Source organism: Bacillota bacterium (assembly GCA_012839765.1).
GTDB lineage: Bacteria > Bacillota > Limnochordia > DUMW01 > DUMW01 > DUMW01.
In genome coordinates this window covers 1-15,113 of record DUMW01000116.1, presented here as the reverse complement: position 1 = coordinate 15,113, position 15,113 = coordinate 1, and the positions used below count along the sequence as shown (strand labels likewise).

Sequence of the window (15,113 nt, the reverse complement as noted above, 5' to 3'; positions counted from 1 at the left end):
GAGAGCTTCTCCCTTCGCCCCTCGGGGAAAGGAGAAGCTCTTTTCTTACTCAACCACCGGCCTTAATCTCCACTTCACCCCTAAACCACTGTATAACCCGTTCCACTTCCCATCTCGTATGCTGGAGCCGCTCATCAAAACTGGGATCGAGGGCGTTGGCCGGAAAGACCGCCTCGGAAAGACAGATCCCCTGTAAAGCCAGAAGTCGCTTTTTCCACAAGATTGAGCCGATCGGTGAAGAAAAGGCACTGTTCAACTCATTGACTCGGTTCACCAGTTTTGCCAGGGAGGGAAAGTAAACCGGGTCCTGTCGGTACTCCCAAAGTAAGGACCACAGATGGGGAAAGACGTTGGCCATGGAGGGTACAACCCCGTCGGCCCCCAGGGATACGGCCTCGGTAAGCACCTCTTCGCTGCCCGCCAGGAAACTAGCAGTCCGTCCTTGGCCCCCCAGGGCCTTAAGATACCGCTTCATCAGGTCCGGATCACCCCCACTGTCCTTCAGACCCGCGACTTTGTCAGCAAGGCGCTCAACCACCTCGGGCGCAAGGATCTGACCCACATTGCCGGGGATATTATACAACACCACCGGCAATTCCGTAGCCTCCAGCACCGTTGAAAACCAGCGCACCGCCTCAGAAGGCGAGGCGGGGTAGTAATAGGGTAGACTGAGCACACATGCATCAACCCCGGCCGCTTCCGCGGCCCGCAAATGATCCAAGACCGCCTCCAAAGAGGTATCGGAAATTCCGGCATACACCTTAGCCCGCCCGCGGCTATACTTCACCGTTAACCGAAATAGCTCATGGCGGACGGCATCACTTAATCTGGCGAACTCGCCGGTGGTACCGGCGGGAAAGACATGGCTGATCCCTCCGCCCACCAGATGTTCAATCAAACGACAAAGTCCTGTTTCGTCCAATCGTCCCTGCTCATCCACCGGTGTGATGAGGGGAACAATTACTCCTTCTGGTCTCATTCCACTTCCACCTTTACAGATATTAAAACAAGGCGCTAGTATCCCTGTTTATTTTTGTAGAACATTGTTACGTATATATGAAAAGTTCGCCGGCATCCTACCCTATTCCTGCCTGGCCTCCGTGGGCATGATAAATATTTGTCAAAGTAACTAGGGAGTCTCGCGGCGATGAATGGCGTTTCCGCACGATTGGACAAGAAATTTGGGGATAAATTTGGTTCAGAGAACTCTATGGAAGAAATGGGTGTTTACCTGGGGATGAGTTTATGATATACTGAAGTCGGGTTTCAACACAACCATATATAATATCTCCGAATCCCAGCAATGGGCAGCGGGGGAACCAGTTTTTCGGGGTGAATCCTAGGTTCTCTAGGTAGGGCAACTTGGGTGCCCGAGCCCGTCAGCTAACCCCGTAGGAGTACTCCAAGCGGATGTATAAGTTCCCGAAGGGACTTACATGCGCTTTTTTTGTTACTAAACTGGCAGTTGGTCCTGCGGGAACGAACGTACGAAGGGAATATAAATTTTGGCGGCAGCGGGGATCAGGCGGCCATGCCACTGATATTACGACCGTGGTATCAGTGGTTGGCACCAAGGCGACGTACCAACCTTGGTTAGACCAAACCGTTTTGGGAGCACTAAACACCTGAGGCGGTTTGGGCGAGTTTCCCACAAACGGTCCTCATTCAAGTTTTCTCTCATCATTATAAATCGGCTAGGCTCAGTTCACATCCCTGCAAACCTCAACCGGCTCCCGATCACCGCTGCCACCAACCTCCCCCTTTTTCATCCTGTCCTTTTTCCACCTCGTTTCTCCCATGGAAGATTCTAAAAAGAAGGAAGGATCCCCACCAACGCAGAAGTCTATTCTACATAGCAGAACAGTGTTTTCCGGAGGAATTGATGCCGATGTTGGAACAGGAGAAAACTCGTCCAGGTACAAAGGTAAAGTCCCTACATAAAGCCCTGCAGATACTTAAGTGTTTTACCACTGCCCAACCGGAGCTGGGCGTTACAGAGATCAGTCAGATGTTAGAGCTGCAAAAAAGCACCGTACACAACATCCTCTCCACCTTCATGGCCGAAGGTTTTGTTGAGCAGGATCCCGAATCGAAGAAATACCGTCTGGGCATGCATATCCTCTACTTGAGTAACGTGGTAAGAGAGGGACTGGGTTTGCGGAAAGTAGCACTGCCCATCATGGAGAAAGTGAAGGACTTTTTCGGAGAAACGGTACATCTAGCCATCGAAGAAGAAGGACAGGTGGTGTATATCGAAAGTATTCAGCCGGCGGATCGGTCGGTAAACCGCCTGGCCGTAGGCAAGCGTGCCTCCATGCACTGCACCGGGGTAGGCAAGGCCATCCTCGCCCATCTGCCCCCGGAAAGGATCCAAGAGATCATTAAACGGCACCCCTTGGCCCGGTATACCCAGCACACTATCACTGATCCCCAGGCCTTGATGGAGGAGTTAAGAGTGACCAGGGCCCGGGGTTACGCGGTGGACAACATGGAACACGAATGGGGCATCCGCTGTATCGCCACCCCCATCCGGGATGAAACAGGCAAGGTCTATGCCTCGATGAGCATCTCCGGACCAGCGGAACGCTTTCCCCTGGAAAAACTCGACGACATGGCCCAGACCCTCGTGGACTATGGACGACAAATCTCCCGGGGGCTCGGTTGGAAGGAAAGCTAATTAGGTTCGCCCATGCACCAGCTGTTTGTTCTTGACTAGCCGCTGATACTGGTCCACCAACATGTTGGTGGTCTGTGCGGAACTTAACCGTTGGGCCTTGCGCAGAGCATTTCGGGAGAACTCCGCCCGTAGTTGGGGATCGGCGATTAGTCGAGCGACGGCCTCGGTAAACTCCTCCACCGAATAGTCGGTGAGGAACCCTTCCACGTTGTGGGTGACCAGGTCCCTAGTGCCCGGTGCGTTGATCCCCACCACAGGCAAGCCCGCGGCCATGGCCTCCAAGGTCACAAGGCCCTGGGTTTCCGTCCGGGAGGGAAAGACAAAGATGTCGCCCCCCAGGAAAGCGTTAACCACCTCGTCGAAGGACCTGTGTCCTGTGAACAACACTGTCCCCTCTAATCCGAGCTCCTGAGCCCGATATTTCAAGTAGTTCAGCAGGGGACCATCGCCAACGTAAACCAAACGCACCGGAAAGCGTTTGCGTAGTCGTACCAACACATCCAATAGAAAGCCGGGACTCTTCTCCTCGGCGATCCTCCCCACGTAGACCAGGACCAGTTCCTCGGGACCGATCCCGAATTCCTGCCGCAGCTTCCGCCGATCCCCCTTGGCAAAGGGAGCAAGTTCAATACCTGTAGGGATTACCACCGGCTCCTTGGTCAGTCCGTAGAGGGGCATGATGACATCCTTCACCGACTGGGTTGGAGTAACTACTAAATCACACTTCTCACAATAATGGGCCAACCAATTAATGATGATCTTCCGTAGAAGACTAGTGGCCCCAGGCCAGTAGTGGGCGTACTCATGGTACATGGTATGATGGGTAAAGACCAAAGGGATGTTACACCGTTTGCTGACCCCATCGGCCAGGCTGCCCATCAAAAAGGGAGTATGACTGTGCACCACATCGATATCCAATGCATTAATCACCCGAAAGATCACGGGAGATACCGGTACCGGTAACCGGAAAGACTTCAACCGTGGAGCGGCCACAGAATAGAATCGGAAAACCTTGGTGGCTGGCCCCTCTTTGGTGTCCTCCAGCTCCTGGCCACCCTTGCTACGGTACTGGGGTGCAAAGATGTACACATGATGTCCTTGTTCCACTAACTGCTTTGTAAAAAGGTCGATGGACCGGACCACACCGCTAGCATAGGGCCGGTAACTGTCGCTAAACACCGCGATATTCAGTGGCATACACATTACTCCTTCATCATGCCGGAAAAATGCTGAATCGAAAATGAATGAGGGTCCTCATCAAGACCAACGGCTAAAGGGCCACTTTGGGAACGTGATGCTTTATCCTATGGTTATTATATCATATCCCCGGATCAGCAACGCAAAAAGGATAAGAGAGCCCCTGCTGATCCTACGCTACTGGTAAGCGGGTTATTCCCCCCAGAAAAGCGGCTACCATAGGCACAAAGTTACCCCGGCGATACCGGATCAAGCAGGAATCCCGTAAGATATGCCGAATCTCAAGTCAGAGAGCAAAGACCATAGCGAAAAGAGGGAATACATTATGCATAAAATTGCTGTCATCCCCGGCGACGGCACTGGGCCTGAAGTAGTCGCCGAAGGTTTAAAGGTTCTAGAAGCCCTAGCGTCCAAATACGGTTTTTCCTACGAAACCACCACTTTCGATTTCGGCGGGGAGCGCTATCTCCGGACCGGTGAGACATTACCCGATTCCGCGGTGGAAGATCTGCGACAATTCGATGCCATCTTCCTTGGGGCCATCGGACATCCCGACGTCAAACCGGGTATTCTGGAAAAAGGTATCCTACTTAAGTTGCGCTTTGAGTTGGACCAATATATCAATCTACGTCCGGTAAAGCTTTATCCGGGAGTGGAGACTCCCCTCAAGGACAAGGGACCGGAGCATATCGACTTTGTAGTGGTCCGGGAAAACACCGAAGGACTTTACACCGGCACCGGTGGTTTCACCAAGCGTTACACCCCCGATGAAGTGGCCGTTCAAGTATCGGTAAATACCCGGAAGGGTGTGGAGCGGTGTATCCGCTATGCCTTCGAATACTGCCGGAAGCGCAATAAGAAAAAGACGTTGACCCTGTGTGGGAAGACTAACGTCCTCACCTATGCCTTTGATCTATGGGAACGCACCTTCCATGAGGTGGGTGAAGAGTATCCGGAGATCAAACGGGATTACGCCCACGTGGACGCCATCACCATGTGGATGGTGAAAAACCCCGAATGGTTTGATGTTATCGTCACCGACAACATGTTCGGGGATATCATCACCGACCTGGGGGCCATGATCCAAGGTGGTATGGGGATCGCCGCCGGCGGTAACATCAATCCCGAGGGGGTATCCATGTTTGAACCGATTGGTGGTTCTGCACCCAAGTATACCGGAAAGAACATGATTAACCCCCTGGCCGCCATCTGTGCCGTGGGCATGATGTTGGAGACCTTAGGCGAAGAGGAAGCGGCCCAAGGGCTGGAAAACGCCGTGATCACCGTTTGCCGGGATCACTTGAAGAGCCTTGCCGCCGGAAAGATGGGCTATACCACCACCGAAGTGGGAGATTTGGTGGCCAGCCTCGTTTAGCCTACGAACAAAATTGGCCGACTGCTCATTGGCAGGCGGCCAATTTTCTTTATGCCAGTGTCTGCATAAACTCCTCCACCTCTGCCCTGGTGGGCATGGAGTCTTGGGCCCCTTTACGGGTCACTGCTAGGGCTGCGGCAACGTTGGCATATCGGGCGGCCGCGGGCAACGGGGCCCCCTGGGCCAATTGGGCCGCCAAGACGCCAGCATAACAATCCCCCGCGGCAGTGGTATCTACGGCATCCACCGGGATACCATGGATCCTTCCTTCCCCGTATACCCCCTTGAAATAGGCCCCGTCCTTTCCTAGTTTAACAATCACCTGTTTGGGACCCAACTTCAACAGCTGATCCGCCACCCCAGAGACATTCTCCTCGGTCACCTCGGCCACTTTGGTCAAAGCAGCCGCCTCGCTACTGTTGGGAACAAGGATATCCACGTGGCGCAATAGCTCCAAAGACAACTCTTGGGGAGGCGCCGGATCCAAAATCACTAAAGCCTGCTGGGCCTGGGCGCGGCGAGCAGCCTCGGTCACCGTCGTTAAAGGGATCTCCAACTGGAGAAGGAGTACTTTAGTCTGCTCCCACAGGGAGTCCGGCAACTCCCCCACCGTACACCGATTATTCGCGCCGGGGGCAACCACGATGGCATTCTCTCCAGCTTCGTCCACACAAATGAAGGCCACCCCCGTGGGTTCTGCCGGGTCAATGGACACAAACTGGGTATTCACCCCACTGGTCCGCAGGCTCCTCAACAGCTGCTCCCCAAATCCGTCGGCGCCAACCCGGCCTACCATTACGGTGGCCATGCCCTGCTTTGCCGCCGCCACCGCCTGATTTGCCCCTTTGCCCCCAGGAAACGTCTGAAAATCCTTCCCTAAGACTGTTTCCCCTGGCGCGGGAATCTCCGGTGCCGACACTACCAAATCCAGATTCAGACTTCCCACCACCAAGACATGGCCACCCATTTCCAGGCCTCCTTATCCTCGCTTAATTCCAGTCCAAACCGATCTCCTCTAGGATGGACTTGAGGGCGTCCGCGGCTACCTTAAACAGCTCCGGTCCGCTAAAGCCACTCATGGCTCCCGCGGCCTGAAGGTGAGGCTCCAGGGACAGGAAGCCAGCAAACCCATCCTGGGCCAATTCGCTGAGGGCCTTCTTCACATCTCCATCCCCTGCGCCCGCAGGAACCACCTTGCCAGTTTCCATAACGGCATCCTTTATGTGCACGTATTCAATATAGTCCTTCACCTTCACAAAGCAGTCCTCATAGGGACGCTGCTTGCATTGCACATAGTTGGCCGGGTCAAAGACCGCTCTCAGTTTCGGCGAATCAATGGCGGTAAGGATATCCAAGTTGCGATCGCCCGTATCACCGTAGATGCCCTTTTCGTTCTCATGGAGCAGAGTAACGTCGATATCCTCCACATACTCCACCAGCCGGGACAGGCGCTCCATCACATCATCCCGGAAATACTTAGGATCTTCATTCTCGGGAATATAGAAGGAGAAAACCCGGATGTACTTGCTGTCAAGGGCCAAAGCTGTATCCACAATTCTTTTGAAAATGTCAAAGTGGGGAGCGAAATCATCCCGGATCCCGATTTTACCAATGGGGGACCCGATGGATGAGATGCCAAAGCCCCGTTCCCTCAATTGTTCCTGGATTCTTTTCACTTCATCCTTGGTGAGGTCCTTGACATTCTTCCCCCAAACACCCCGTAATTCAATGTACCTAACACCGTTTTTCTGTAGTTCATCCATCTGAACCGTCAAATCTGGATGAATCTCATCAGCAAAGGCACTGAGTGTAACCATACGATGTACCCCTTTCCTAAGCAATTCTTATATACTCACCGCTGCGGGCCGATTTGTAAACCGCAGCCAGTACTTCTATAGACTTCTTTCCTTCGATACCAGAGACGTAGGGATCCCTGTCCGCCAAGACCGCCTCCACGAATTCCTCAATCAAAGGACCATGGCTGGCACCATAGTACCGTTTGCCCAGGTACTTCTCCGGTTCCGAATGGAGCAGATCCACCCGGACCACCTCTCCGTCTCTGTTCACAATCCACTCTTTAATCGCGGTACCCTCCACCACGATGCTGCCCTGCTCACCGTACAACTGGAGCCGTTGGGCAAAACCTGGGAAGGCGCAGTTGGTGGCCGAAAAGACCCCCTTGACCCCGCTGGTAAAGTGTAACATGACCGCGGCCGTATCTTCCACTTCGATCTTATGGCTCAAGGTGGCAATATCCGCGACGACCCCTTCCACGGGGCCTAAGAGATGCAACATCAGGTCCAGACTGTGGATCGCTTGGTTAATCAACACGCCGCCACCTTCGGTGGCCCAAAAACCCCGCCAGGCATCCCCGTCATAGTACTCCTGGGTGCGATACCAATGCACCTCCGCCGCAGAAAAGATCAACCGTCCCAGCTGGTTTCCCTCTAGGGCTTCTTTAATCCGCAGGGTGGCTTCGTTGAACCGATGTTGAAAGCAAACCCCCAACCGGACCTTAGCCCGCTCACAAGCCGCGATCATCGCATCACAATCCTCGGGATGGATAGCCATCGGCTTCTCTACCAGCACATGTTTGCGGGCCACAGCTGCATCGATGCACATCTGCGCGTGCAGATAGTGGGGAGTACATATGGTCACCGCATCGATGTAGTCCTTTTGCAGCATCTCTTGGTAGTCTGTATAGACTTCAGGGACATTGAAGTCCGCTGCCAGTTTTCTTGCCCGTTCCTCGTTGATATCACAAACAGCAACCAGTTCCGCATCTTGACACTTTGCCAATACCTTCGCATGGGTGGGCGCCACCACACCACACCCGATCAGCCCGAACCTTAGCTTACTAGCCAACCATGATCCCTCCGAAGTAATTCGATTCAACCTATTTTCTTCGCTCCTCAGTCCCAATCTCCTCCGTGGGAACAAGAATTTGCCTCGGGCAGCACAGTCCATTTGGCATATCCCGTTACCGGATGCCTTTGGGCATAGTCGAAACAGATCATCTCCGAACCAGATTCCGGATACGCCCAGGGGGTCCTTGGGGATAAAGTGGAGACTTTGTACTCAAACCGCTCGATACGGATACGTTTGTTAATTTCTCGGCTGGAATAGCCAACTAATTCCGGCAAATATGCTTTTAGGTAATCCTCCGAGGCGCAAAGCTCTCGGAATCTGGCCCGACTCTCTTTGCAACCATAGGGAGAAAGGCTAGCCGGCAATCCCATCTTGCCTTCGCTGAGCAGGAAATCAAATTTCAAGACTTCCACTGCTAGGTCAGTCACAGTGGGCTGCTTTCTGTGGAAAAAATCGAGAAAGATATCGTACAGCTTGCGCATCTTGTGTCCGTAGGAAAAGTAACTTCGCTCCCGCCAATACTGGGCGAAGTCCCGGAAAAAGGCAAAGGCTGAGCCCCACAGGTGATTGGCAAGGGCTAAACTGTGGGAAAAGCGCTTGGAGTTATAGTACAGCTCCACCAAGTGCTCCACATCCTTTACCATCAGCAGGTCTTCATAGCTCATGGCATCACTCTGCATGATTTCATACGGGGGAAACCGGGTATACAAGTAGTCCATCGTCGCGGCCTCCTGCCGCATCCGGGAGCCCGGAAGAAGCTTTAGAAAGCCCACCTGGATCCGCTGAGGACCGGTGGAAAAGACGTCATCAAAGGACTTGGCAAAGCTTTTCAGGTCCTCGTAGGGCAGCCCAGCGATCAAATCCACATGGAGATGAATGTTGCCGGCTTGGGCCAACCGCCTGATCGCCTCCAGGGCCTTATCAATGACCATGTTCCGCTGGATAGCCTTAATGGTCTGGGGATTGGTGGATTGGATGCCGATCTCAAACTGAAGGATCCCCGGTGGCATCTGGGCAAGAAAGGACAAATCCTCTTCTTCCAGCAAATCGGGGCGGATTTCAAAATGGAAGGCGGTCTGGTGGCTATGCTCCGCGATAAAACGCCAGATCTCCCGCGCCCGTTCCTTTGGCCAGTTAAAGGAGCGATCGATCATCTTCACCTGGGGAACCCCTGCATCGATCAAACGCTTCATATCCGCCTTCACCCGGTCCAATGAAAAGAAGCGCACCTGTCTACTGATGGAAGACAGACAATAGCTGCACCGATAGGGACAACCTCGACTGGTCTCCAGATACACCAGCTTGTGCTCCAGATCATCTAACTCCTTGACATAGGGGGAGGGAATCGTGTCCAGGTCCTGAATCTCTTGATAGCCCCCATTACACCGAACTTCTCCATTCTTGCGCCAATACAGACCGGGGATATAACCTAGATCCTCCTTGCCAGCGGTTAGTGCCTGCAGCAAGGCCCGGAAGGCTTCCTCCCCTTCCCCGGCGATCACATAGGAAACCGCCGGGTGTTGGACCAAAAGCTCCTCACCTGAAAAGGAGGCCTCCGGTCCGCCCAGAATCACGACCAGGTCCGGCAACAGTTGGCCTAGGGTGTCCACCACTTTCAACACGTATTCGATGTTCCAAATGTAACAGGAAAAGCCCACCACCGTGGGCCGCAAGCGATAGATCTCCGCGATGATCGTCTCCACCGGTTCGTTGATGTGGAATTCCTTTAGCTCTATGTGGGGAAAATCCCCCGCACAGTAGCTGGCCAGATAACGAATGGCTAACCCTGAGTGGATATACTTCGCGTTGATCGACACCAAGACGATCTTCAATTGTCCTCATCCTCCACAAGACTAAATCTCTTTTCCCCTTCCATGGTGGAAACCCCAACTTCTACCCCGTGCTTTTGCAGTAGTCTGTGCATATTCTCCCCCAAAATCAGCTTCTGCTCCGCATCGGTCAGGGGCAAGCTCCGCAGCTGCTTTATTTCGTGCTCGGGATCACCCCAGGGGGAATCGGTGGCAAAGACAATCCGATCGGGTCCGTGTTCTTTGATCATCTGCAACAGAAACTCCCGGGAAGCATAGTCGAAGGAATAGGAAGTATCCAGATAGACATTCTGTCCCACCAAGTGGACCCGGGCCTCTTCCCACCGGTCGTAGCCGCCCATGTGGGCCGCAATGATGGTAGCCTCAGGAAAAGCTCGCACGATCTTAGCCAAGGCCCTAGGCTGACACCGAACGGGCTCACCGAACCCCACATCCAAACCAGCATGGAAAAGCAGTATCAGCCCGGTTTCCACCGTCTTTTCATAGATAGGCCATAGACGCTCCTCATCCACGTCAAAGTCTTGATAATCTGGGTGGAACTTGATTCCCACCAAACCAAGTTCCGCAATCCGCTCGATCTCCTGCTCCCAATGGGGGTAATCGGGATGCACCGTACCAAAACTCTTGATCCGCTCAGACTGGATCGAAGCAGCCCAGTTGTTGATGGTCTGCACTTGCTGCGGTTTTGTGGCAATATGTTGAACAAGGGAGAGATCCACACCGGCCCGATCCATGGAGGCAATTAGACCTCCCAAGGTACCATCACTGAAGTACGGGATGTTAGCCCGGGCCGCCAGCATGGGAATTACCTTTTCCGCAAGTTGATCAGGAAAGCAATGGGTATGGGCATCAATGATCATCGCAATGAAGGTGCCAGTTACCCCAAGATGGGACCTGCACCTCGCCAACCCTCCTGTCTGTGAAATTGGACCTCAATGGTGAGCATAACATCAAGACCCTAGGACAAACCTTCCCAGCCCAGGACTTGTACAAGGGTCTGATCATATCTTATCATAGTCAGTACCGAGCGTCATCGCATCGGGACAGGTTCAAGGAAGGAGAGGACATCAGCGCAGGAAAACAAGAAGGTAATGTCACGAGGAGGAGTACAGTGTCCAAACCTCTCAAGCCACCAGCCCATGTTCTCCATATCTGCCAGAGACTTGAAAGCTCCGGCTTCCAGGCCTATATCGTCGGAGGTGCGATCCGGGATCTTTTGCGGGGTATCGAGCCAACGGACTGGGATATCTGCACCGATGCCTTACCTGCGGAGGTGATGTCCTTGTTTCCCGCGGCCCTTCCCCTCGGAATCGCCTATGGGACCGTGACAGTAATGGTGGACGGAAACCCGGTGGAAGTGACCACGATGCGGGAAGACGGAGCTTACAGCGATGGAAGACGTCCTGATCAGGTGATCTTCGGCCGGGATCTGACCAAGGACCTAGCCCGCCGGGACTTCACCATCAATGCCATTGCCTACCGACCGGCCACGGACCAGTATACCGATCCCTTCGGGGGCCGCAGGGACCTGCGACGCAAGATCGTCCGCTGTGTAGGTGATCCGAAGCAACGTTTTCAGGAGGACGGGCTACGGGTCCTACGGTTCTTCAGATTCATCGCCACCCTAGACTTCAAGCCGGATCGGGCGACATTGAAGGCCGTTGAGCCCCGGTGGCTCCGGGGCGTTAGTGCCGAACGGACCGGCGATGAGTTGAGCCGCCTTCTGGTCGCACCAGATCCCACCTCTGCCCTTCAACTGATGATCGAAAAGGGTGTCCTGGGGGAGCTGATTCCTGAACTGACTCCCTGCGCCCAGATTCCCAAGGGTGGTCACTCTCGTCAATCGGTACTGGAACACACCATCAAGGTAACTGGACTGATCCGCCCCACCTTGGTGCTACGCCTTGCCGCCTTACTCCACGATATAGGGAAGAGTAAGACCTTGACCTATGATGAGTACGGAGCACACTACTACGGGCATGAGCATGTGGGAAGCGAAATGGCCCGGGAAATCCTCACCCGACTTCGCTTCAGCAAGAAAGTAGTAACCCAGGTGGCGCATCTGGTGCGGTGGCACATGTTTCAGGTCCCTCCCAACGCCACCGATCGCACCCTAAGAAAGCTAATTGCCCGCACGGGGCGCACAGCCATTCTTGACCTGTTGGAGTTGCGTAGGGCCGATATCCTGGACAGTGAGCCGCGGGATATCGTGGCCGCTCAGCAGTATTTCCAACAGCTTGCTGCAGCCATCCAACAGATACTCCAAGAAGGTCAGACCTTTACCCTAAAGGATCTGGCTATCAGCGGCCATGATCTCCAAAGGGAGTTGGGACTCAAACCCGGACCGATGATTGGGCGTGTACTCAATCATTTACTAGAACAGACCATCGACGAACCGAAGCTGAATGAGTACAGGACTCTATTAGCGCTAGCCCGACAGTACGTAAGAACAATTGAGGATAGGAACCAATAATGCTGTTCACCCATACTAGGTCTGGGACAATACCCCATTCTCCTTATTCGCCCTGGTTCTTGGGAGGAGATAGGTCCTCAGCCAGACGGGAGCCAGTTGTACAGAACACTGTGTCGTTTCACCTTGTGCGGTGCCGGTCCACCATAGGACCCTAACACCGTTCGCAAGCCAGGAATTGCTGTTTTCCGGGAGGGATATTCCAAAGTCTCTCTGAAATCCCAACATATACACGTAGAGATAGATCTCAATGGTTGACATCTAAAAGAGCCTATGGTATTTTGAAGCTAAAGATATTTTTGGGTTTTTTGGGCATGGAAGGGAAGCTGGTCCAAGTGCTGACACCACGTAGACGTCAATTCTTGGATGCCATCAAAGAAATCTATGACCGAACCCAAGCCCCAGTCCATTACACGGAACTTGCAGAGGCCTTAGAGGTCAGTAAATGGACGGCCTATGACATGGTGCGTAGTCTAGCAAGCATAGGTGCAGTTCGGTTGGACTATGTCCAGGATTCGCCAGGAAAAGCAGGGCGGTCCAAACTGGGAGCGATCCCCGTCAACCAAGAGGCGAACGTTAGCACTACCCCGTCGGAAAAGGAGGTGCAACGCACGAAGGAGCGCCTCCTTGGGTTGCTGCAAAGGGTCCACAAGCAACATGTGTGTCTGCAAAGTCTCATCCATGATGCCAAGGCTTCCAACTCCGGAGAACTCTCCTTTGTTTACCTAGTGGCCATCATCTGTGTGTTAATCAAGATACTCTCCCCCAGCAGTGTTCAATACTGGTTGCAGGCCACATCTCCGGAAGTAGGACTGACCGGTGCATTGGGGTTCGTCATGGGCCTTGCCTCCGTCTCCAAGCTACCCCAAGAGGTTTTGGAGTACTTGCGTACCGCCGTAAATCAGGTGGAAACCCTGTCCAAGGAGATATCAGCGAAGGAAAAGGCGTTCATTATGGATTTCTGGCAGGAGACACTGGCTGCAATTTGAGGCAAAGCTGTCTCCTGCCTTTTTTCGTGGCGTAATTATCATAGTAACCACAGAAGGAGTGGGAAGAAGTTATAAGTGACAAGAAAACTAAATAGGAGGGAATAGTATGGACTGGTTTAAACGTTTGGCTACAGACTTTGCTGTTAAGCAGGCTGTCGGTTACTTGGATAGGGATCCCGAAAGCAACATCCCGAGACTTCTGGACTGGTCGGAACGCTGTGCCAAACTGGATGCACACAAACAATATGTCCGTCAGATCCGGGAAATATGGGAGGAACCGGACAACAACTGGCGACAGTTGATCATGCGGACCTTCACGGAATTGGCTCCCCAGGTAAGAAAGAAGTTCTTCGTCAACTTCTTCGTCTACGCAGGCATGTATGGGATCCCCAAGGGTTACGCCATGCAGGAAAAGTATAATATCAACATCCCCTGGGCCATCCTGATGGATCCCACCGCGGCATGTAATCTGAAATGTATCGGTTGTTGGGCTGGACAGTACGATCAGCGGGATTCCATGGACCTGGCGACACTGGATCGGATTATCGAAGAAGGTAAGAAGCTAGGCATTTACACCTATTTATACTCTGGCGGTGAACCCCTGATCCGCAAAGGCGATCTGATCACCCTAGCCCGAAAGCACTCAGAATGCATCTTCCTATCCTTCACCAACGGTACCTTGGTGGATGAGCAGTTCGCCAAGGAACTGAGCGAAGTGGGGAACCTGTTCCTGGCGATCAGTGTGGAAGGAAACGAAGAAGAAAACGATCTGCGACGCGGCAAAGGGAATTACCAAAAGGTCATGGAAGCCATGGATATCCTGCGGAAGCATGGTGTGGGCTTTGGCTTTTCCGCTTGCTACCACCGCAAGAACACCGAAGCCATCGGCTCCGATGAATTCGTAAACCACATGATCGACAAAGGTTGCATGTTCGGATGGTACTTCACCTATATGCCCCTTGGGAAGGATGCCCAGCTGGACCTTTTGGTCACTCCTGAGCAGCGGGCCTGGATGTACCGCCGCATGCGCGAATTAAGGGCGGAAAAGCCCATCTTTCTGATGGATTTCTGGAACGATGGCGAGTTCGTGGCCGGATGCATTGCGGGCGGTCGCCGGTATATCCACATCAATGCCCGGGGCGATGTAGAACCCTGTGCCTTCATTCACTATGCCAATTTGAACATTAAGGACTGCACTCTATTGGAGGCCCTGCAATCACCCCTTTTCCAACAGTATCGCGAGCGCCATCCTTTCAACAAAAACCATCTACGGCCTTGTCCCCTCCTTGACAACCCCAATGCGCTTTTAGAGATGGTGAAGAAGTCCCAGGCCTTCTCCACCCAACCAGGAGACGAAGAGCCGGTGGAAGTCCTCACTAGTAAGTGTTTGGATGCGGCGGCGAAATGGGCCGTGGTGGCAGACGAAATCTGGGAGAATCGAAAGGGCAAAGGAATAGAAGAAGGAAGCCCTGCCCTTCACAAAGTGGCCCAATGAGTCCAAGAAGGAGGCCAGCCTAAACCCGCTGGCCTTCTTCCTACCCCGGAGCTGCTTCATCAAACGCCAAAAGCCCTTGGACCCTACGGGTCCACGCAAATTTCGTAGGGACGCTTGAAGAAGAGAGGGAGGATATTCCAGACAAAAAAAGAAAGAGTCCTCAAACAAGAAAAGAAGGCGCTAAGCGCTAAAAGGAGGACTCTTTCCATGATT

Annotated in this window: 12 protein-coding genes; 5 read left to right on the top strand and 7 right to left on the bottom strand. The window is 53.3% G+C overall.

Annotated elements, in window-relative coordinates:
• Positions 1–49: 49 nt before the first annotated feature.
• Positions 50–979, bottom strand: coding sequence for a dihydrodipicolinate synthase family protein (locus GXX57_11335; GenBank protein HHV45237.1), 930 nt, complete (start codon positions 977–979; stop codon positions 50–52).
• A gap of 909 nt (positions 980–1,888) precedes the next feature.
• Here GXX57_11335 and GXX57_11330 point away from each other — a divergent pair.
• Positions 1,889–2,677 (top strand): IclR family transcriptional regulator, encoded by a 789-nt coding sequence (locus tag GXX57_11330; GenBank protein ID HHV45236.1) that lies wholly within the window; start codon positions 1,889–1,891, stop codon positions 2,675–2,677.
• Here the strand turns inward: GXX57_11330 and GXX57_11325 are convergent, their stop codons facing one another.
• Positions 2,678–3,874 (bottom strand): glycosyltransferase family 4 protein, encoded by a 1,197-nt coding sequence (locus tag GXX57_11325; protein HHV45235.1) that lies wholly within the window; start codon positions 3,872–3,874, stop codon positions 2,678–2,680.
• Positions 3,875–4,199: 325 nt separating this feature from the next.
• Here GXX57_11325 and GXX57_11320 point away from each other — a divergent pair, with 325 nt between their 5' ends.
• Entirely contained in the window at positions 4,200–5,249 is a 1,050-nt protein-coding gene (locus tag GXX57_11320; protein ID HHV45234.1) for a 3-isopropylmalate dehydrogenase, read from the top strand.
• A 49-nt stretch (positions 5,250–5,298) separates the two neighbouring features.
• On the opposite strand, the gene rbsK is transcribed toward GXX57_11320, so the two are convergent.
• Genes rbsK through GXX57_11295 form a run of 5 tightly spaced genes read right to left on the bottom strand, consistent with a single transcriptional unit; the run spans position 5,299 to position 10,806 of the window.
• The gene (gene rbsK / locus GXX57_11315; GenBank protein HHV45233.1) at positions 5,299–6,216 is read right to left on the bottom strand and encodes a ribokinase; all 918 of its coding nucleotides are present in this window, start codon (positions 6,214–6,216) and stop codon (positions 5,299–5,301) included.
• A 22-nt stretch (positions 6,217–6,238) separates the two neighbouring features.
• Positions 6,239–7,066 carry a sugar phosphate isomerase/epimerase gene (locus GXX57_11310; GenBank protein ID HHV45232.1) on the bottom strand — a complete coding sequence of 276 codons (828 nt, stop codon included), beginning with the start codon at positions 7,064–7,066 and terminating at the stop codon, positions 6,239–6,241.
• A gap of 16 nt (positions 7,067–7,082) precedes the next feature.
• Complete coding sequence (locus tag GXX57_11305) at positions 7,083–8,114, bottom strand: Gfo/Idh/MocA family oxidoreductase (GenBank protein HHV45231.1); 1,032 nt, start codon at positions 8,112–8,114, stop codon at positions 7,083–7,085.
• Positions 8,115–8,161: 47 nt separating this feature from the next.
• Entirely contained in the window at positions 8,162–9,949 is a 1,788-nt protein-coding gene (locus tag GXX57_11300) for a B12-binding domain-containing radical SAM protein (GenBank protein HHV45230.1), read from the bottom strand.
• Positions 9,946–10,806, bottom strand: coding sequence for an amidohydrolase (locus GXX57_11295; GenBank protein ID HHV45229.1), 861 nt, complete (start codon positions 10,804–10,806; stop codon positions 9,946–9,948). Before GXX57_11295 ends, GXX57_11300 begins: the two co-directional genes overlap by 4 nt.
• Before the next feature lie 251 nt (positions 10,807–11,057).
• Here GXX57_11295 and GXX57_11290 point away from each other — a divergent pair, with 251 nt between their 5' ends.
• From GXX57_11290 to GXX57_11280, 3 genes are all read left to right on the top strand, one after another.
• Entirely contained in the window at positions 11,058–12,419 is a 1,362-nt protein-coding gene (locus GXX57_11290; protein HHV45228.1) for a CCA tRNA nucleotidyltransferase, read from the top strand.
• Between the two features lie 332 nt (positions 12,420–12,751).
• Complete coding sequence (locus tag GXX57_11285) at positions 12,752–13,405, top strand: hypothetical protein (protein ID HHV45227.1); 654 nt, start codon at positions 12,752–12,754, stop codon at positions 13,403–13,405.
• A gap of 106 nt (positions 13,406–13,511) precedes the next feature.
• Positions 13,512–14,900: a radical SAM protein gene (locus tag GXX57_11280; GenBank protein ID HHV45226.1), complete on the top strand. Its 1,389-nt coding sequence runs from the start codon at positions 13,512–13,514 to the stop codon at positions 14,898–14,900.
• Positions 14,901–15,113: the final 213 nt, after the last annotated feature.

Excerpts from the sequence above, each read along its gene's own strand:
- GXX57_11280 (HHV45226.1), top strand. The coding sequence starts at position 13,512 with ATGGACTGGTTTAAACGTTTGGCTACAGACTTTGCTGTTAAGCAGGCT.
- GXX57_11325 (HHV45235.1), bottom strand. The coding sequence starts at position 3,874 with ATGCCACTGAATATCGCGGTGTTTAGCGACAGTTACCGGCCCTATGCT.
- GXX57_11310 (HHV45232.1), bottom strand. The coding sequence starts at position 7,066 with ATGGTTACACTCAGTGCCTTTGCTGATGAGATTCATCCAGATTTGACG.
- GXX57_11295 (HHV45229.1), bottom strand. The coding sequence starts at position 10,806 with ATGATCATTGATGCCCATACCCATTGCTTTCCTGATCAACTTGCGGAA.
- GXX57_11330 (HHV45236.1), top strand. The coding sequence starts at position 1,889 with ATGTTGGAACAGGAGAAAACTCGTCCAGGTACAAAGGTAAAGTCCCTA.
- GXX57_11335 (HHV45237.1), bottom strand. The coding sequence starts at position 979 with ATGAGACCAGAAGGAGTAATTGTTCCCCTCATCACACCGGTGGATGAG.
- GXX57_11320 (HHV45234.1), top strand. The coding sequence starts at position 4,200 with ATGCATAAAATTGCTGTCATCCCCGGCGACGGCACTGGGCCTGAAGTA.
- rbsK (HHV45233.1), bottom strand. The coding sequence starts at position 6,216 with ATGGGTGGCCATGTCTTGGTGGTGGGAAGTCTGAATCTGGATTTGGTA.